General features: G+C 67.4%; 2 protein-coding genes and 1 pseudogene. 1 reads left to right on the top strand and 2 read right to left on the bottom strand.

Going from position 1 to position 4,017, the window contains the following annotated elements; all coding sequences use genetic code 11:
* Window positions 1-768, bottom strand: a 768-nt coding sequence (locus A9X05_RS15855) for an Ig-like domain-containing protein (RefSeq protein ID WP_231978404.1), incomplete at its 3' end; no start/stop codon positions are given.
* 201 nt (window positions 769-969) lie between these two features.
* On the bottom strand, window positions 970-3,327 hold the full coding sequence (locus tag A9X05_RS15850) for an MMPL family transporter (protein ID WP_067760602.1): 2,358 nt from the start codon (window positions 3,325-3,327) through the stop codon (window positions 970-972).
* Between the two features lie 195 nt (window positions 3,328-3,522).
* On the opposite strand from A9X05_RS15850, the pseudogene A9X05_RS15845 reads away from it, so the two are divergent.
* Window positions 3,523-3,939, top strand: a pseudogene (locus A9X05_RS15845) (GNAT family N-acetyltransferase); the annotation flags it as partial.
* Between the last annotated feature and the right edge of the window lie 78 nt (window positions 3,940-4,017).

Genomic DNA, 4,017 nt, shown 5'->3' with positions numbered 1-4,017 from the left:
CACGGTCACCGTCTTGGTGGTGTCGTCGGCGGTCGAAATGACCTCGTCGCCAATGGTGAAGTGGGTCTTGACGTTGTCCTCGCCGAACATTCCGTCACCCAGGTCGACGCCGTAAGTGTTGACCGCCACATCGATGGCCGTCCCGGATTTCCAGAAATGCTCTGGGCGCCAACGTACTTCGCGATTGTTGAGCCAGTAGAAGGCGCCCTCGACGGGCGGGTTTGTGGTGATCTTGATCGCCTTCTGCGCGGCGGCGCGGTCCGCGATGTTCTCGTCGAACCGGATCGCCACCGGCTCACCGATGCCCACCACCTCGCCGTCGCCCGGGGCGACGTAGGGCATCGTCAGGTGGGCGGGCGAACTGGTCTGGAAGGTCATCTGCCGATTCGCCGCGCCCCCCATGCCCAGCGCTTTCACGCTCAGGGTGTAGCGCCTGTTGTAGCCGAGTTGCTCGGTGGTCGACCAGCGCAGCCCGTCGGGGCTGAGCTGCCCGCTGATGGATTTGCCGTTCTCGTTGACCATGGTCACCGACGCGAGAACACCGTCGGCCACGCTGACGGTCACAGGGGCGTCGACGGTGACACCGACGGCCCCGTCGGTCACCGAGGAGGTCAGCTTCGGGACGAGCAGGTCCGCGAATGGGGTGCCCTTGTCGAAGATCACTTTCGCCGGGGCAGCGGTATGGCTGCCCCCGCAGGCGACGCCGAACACAGCAACCGAAGCGATCGCGGCGGCCAGCCACGATCGTCGTCTGCGCAAAGGCGTCATCGAGTGACCTTCCACGAAATCCGATGTAGTTGGTCACCGCTGACCAGAAACAGTGCATGCATTGTAATGCGTTTTGTGCACAAGCACGCCGACCTTGACAGGTCCGTGATCAGGTGTCACGCAGGGCCGGCCGGAAGGTGCGCTCAGGCCGGTTGGCCGACCCTGTCGCGGCGGCCTCTACCCGCGCGAGCCAAGAGTGGGCTAGTGACGATACGTCGCGGCTTTGGTGGGCCACCTCCGGATCGACGGGCGCTCCGGCTCGGCCGCGTCAGCGGCCCAGCGCCGCCGCCCCACCGCGGCGGCCGCGTCTTCACCCGTATCGGACCGTTGCCGCAGCACCTCCAACGGTTTGGGGGCCCACCACGTCCATCGGCCGAGCAGGTGGATGAACGCGGGCACCAGGACCATCCGCACCAGGGTGGCGTCGGCGAGGACGGCCAGGGTCAGGCCGACGCCGAGCATGCGCATGAACGACACGTGCGCGGGGATCAACGCGGCGAAGGAAATCGACATCACCACCGCCGCGGTGGTCACCACCCGGCCGATGCCGGCGATGCCCAGGGCCGTGCTCTCGTCGGTGGCGGCGCGCGCCTCGGCCGAAGTGGGCGGCGTTTCCTGGATGGCTTGCGACGCCTGCCAGTATTCGTGGATCCGGGATACCAGGAACACCTCGTAATCCATGGCCAGGCCGAAGGCGATGCAGAACAACAGCACCGGGATGTTGGCGTTCAACGTGCCGTTGGGCGTGGTGCCCAGCGCGCCGAGGTTGCCGTCCTGGAAGATCCACACCATGGCCCCGAATGCGGCCGTCAGCGACAGCAGGTTGCACGCCAACGCTTGCAGCGGCAGCACCGCGCTGCCGGTCAGCAGGAACAGCAGCGCGAAGGTGATGACGGCGATCAACCCGAACACCAGGGGTAACCGCTTGGTGATCGCGCCGACGCTGTCGCGGTTGATCTGCGCCAGCCCGGTCATCTCCGTCGACCGTCCCGCCGGTCCGGGGACCTTGTGCAGCTGGTCGAGCTGCGCGTTCGACGCCTGCGAGTAGAGGGGCGCGCTGCTGGCCACGGTCAAGAAGGCGCCGCCGTTGGCAGCGCCGGCGGCCGTCGCGGGCGGTCCCATCCGGTTGCCGGCGACGAATGTCCCGGTCGGGGCGGTGACCGAGGAGACGTCGGACACGCGCGACAGCGCGGCGGCGTAGCGGTTCAGGTCGGCGGCCCCCACGCCGCGGGCGTCGGGGACGACGACGGTGACGCCGTTGCCGAATCCGTTGGCGAAGTCGTCGTCCAGCATGTCGGCGACTTGGCGCGCCGACGCGGACCGGGGCAGCACCCGCTCGTCGGGAAAGCCCCACTTCACGCCCAGGAACGGGACGCCGAGCAGGAGCAGCAACGCGACGACGCTGAGACCGACCGGCAGGGCGTGGCGCAACACGTATCGGGTCGACCGGTACCAGAACTGCTCCTCGAGCGGCTTGTGCGCGTGATCACGGAACGACCGCTGCCCGTGCAGGATGCGATGCAGCACCCGGCGGCCGTCGAGGGAGTCCAGCCGGGGACCCAGCAGCGCGATCGCCGCGGGGGTGACGACGACCGCCGCGATCGCGACGATGGCCGCGGTGGCCACGATGGTGTAGGCCGACGATTTCAGGAAGTACATCGGGAAGACCGCCATCACAGCCATCGACAACCCGACCGTGGTGGCGGAGAACAGCACCGTGCGACCCGCGGTGGACATGGTCCTGCGCAGTGCCCGCTCCCGGTCGCCGCTGCGCGCCAGCTCCTCGCGGAAACGACTGATGATCAGCAGGTTGTAGTCGATCGCCAGGGCGAGTCCCATCGCGATGCTCAGGTCCAGCGCGTACGTCGACACGTCGGTGGCGAAGGTGATCAGCCGCAACACCGACATGGTGCAGACGATGGCGAGGGTGCCCAGCACGATGGGCAGTGCCGCCGCCACCACGCCACCGAGCACCCAGACCAGCACCGCGAAGCTCAGCGGGATCGCGATGGACTCCATCAACAGCAGGTCACGCTCGTTCTGGTCGTTGATCTGGGCGTACGCCACGGCCATGCCGCCGGCGCGCACCGTGACGCCGTCGCGGTCGTGCACCAATTGGTCGGTGAGCCGGCTGGCGTACTTCTGGGCGTCGTTCTCGCCGCCCTTCAGGCCGGCCACGATCATCCCGGACTTCTGGTCCTTGCTGACCAGTTGGGCGGCGGCCTGCGGCGGGGCCGTCCACGCCGACGACACGTTCAGCACCCATGGTGATGTCTTCAAGCGGTTGGCGATGTCGGTTCCGACGTCGCGCGCCTGATAGCTCTGGGCTCCGTCCGGGGCGGTGACGACGATGATCATCTGCTGGTCGGTCTGGTTGAACTTGTCCCGCAGTACCTCGGTGGCCCGCGCGGATTCCGAGGTCGGGTCCTGAAAGCCGCCCCCCGACAGGTTGTTGATCACCGGAAGACCGAAGACGGCCGCCGCAACGAGGACCAGGAAGGCGAGCCCGATGATGCGGCGCGGCGCGGCGATGGCAACTCTGGTGATCGCCTGCAGCATCTTCGGTCCTTTCAGCTCGAAGTCCCCCGGCGTATCCCTATACCCGAACCGGACGCACTGACCCACCTTCACCGGGACGGGCGGCCATGTTTGGTAATCGATCACTCGGGTATCGGAGTCAAACGGGAGACCGCACTGCGTCATTCGCTGTGCGGAGCGACTGTTCGGCTGGGCGATAAGCGGATTGGATGCGTGATGACCTCGACGGACGACGCCATCAGCATGAGGCATCCAACCGAAGACGACCTCGCCGCCGTGTATGCGAACCAGGCTCGCACTTTCGGTGATCCGGTCGACCCACGCGGCGTCGAGGCGTGGAAACGACGCGTCAGCGTCGATGACATCCTCGTTGCCGAGGACGCCTCCGATCCTCAGCAACCGTTCTTGGTGGGGACGTCGATCATCTATCCCACGCGACTCACCGTGGCGGGCGGCGCCAGCCTGCGGGCCGCGTGGCTGACGATGATCGCCGTCGCGTCCACTCACCAAGGCAAGGGCGTCTGGGGGCAGCTCAGCGCGAAGGGGCTCGGCATACTGATCGAACGCGGCTACCCGATCGTCTTCGGGGTGCCGACCCAGACCGCGATGTACGACGGCTTCGGCGCCGGCGTGGGCAGCTTGGCGAAGCGGCGGTCGACGGAGTAGCTGCGCAGATAGCTGCGCACGCCGCCGGCGGAGCCGTCGTACATC

It is taken from the genome of Mycobacterium sp. E3298, from assembly GCF_001666895.1.
GTDB lineage: Bacteria > Actinomycetota > Actinomycetes > Mycobacteriales > Mycobacteriaceae > Mycobacterium.
This window is presented reverse-complemented; position numbering and strand designations above follow the sequence as displayed.

Excerpts from the sequence above, each read along its gene's own strand:
- A9X05_RS15850 (WP_067760602.1), bottom strand. The coding sequence starts at position 3,327 with ATGCTGCAGGCGATCACCAGAGTTGCCATCGCCGCGCCGCGCCGCATC.